The organism is Pseudoalteromonas rubra (assembly GCF_005887115.1).
GTDB classification, from domain to species: Bacteria; Pseudomonadota; Gammaproteobacteria; order Enterobacterales; family Alteromonadaceae; genus Pseudoalteromonas; species Pseudoalteromonas rubra_F.
The window spans coordinates 1-457 of sequence record NZ_PNCJ01000163.1; the positions used below are offsets into that span (position 1 = coordinate 1).

General features: G+C 48.4%; 1 protein-coding gene. It reads left to right on the forward strand.

Annotated features, from left to right (window positions below):
- Window positions 1–435 (forward strand): DUF922 domain-containing protein (locus tag CWB98_RS23595; protein WP_138546984.1); only part of this gene is annotated, 435 nt, incomplete at its 5' end.
- Window positions 436–457: the final 22 nt, after the last annotated feature.

The following is a 457-nucleotide window of genomic DNA, read 5'->3' on the forward strand; positions in this document are numbered from 1 at the left end:
GTAAAACGTGATAACAAGGTTGTGCATGGTTACACCTACTACGACATCCGCTGGCAGTTTTGGTTTGATAGTAAGTCACGCCAATGTGATATCAATAAGGTAACCACTACGTTAGAGCTGGAATACACGCTGCCACAACTAACAGATAGTACTGAGAGTGTGAAAAAAGCGTGGTCACAGTGGTTTTCGTATTTGGCCGAGCATGAGCATGAACATGGTCGTATGATAAAGGCGATGGCACAGCGCATAGACGAGCAACTAGAGGCCATTCCCGAGTTGGGCAGTTGCCGCGTGATTGAACAACAGGCAGCGCTTATCGGCAATGCTCTGAAACAAGAACTAGCACAGCAACTGCAAGCATACGACGAGCAAACCAATCATGGCCGCACTGAAAAGGCGTGGCTGGTGGATCATCTCCAAGCCACACCCAATTAGCCGTTAAGGGGTTAACAGGGTT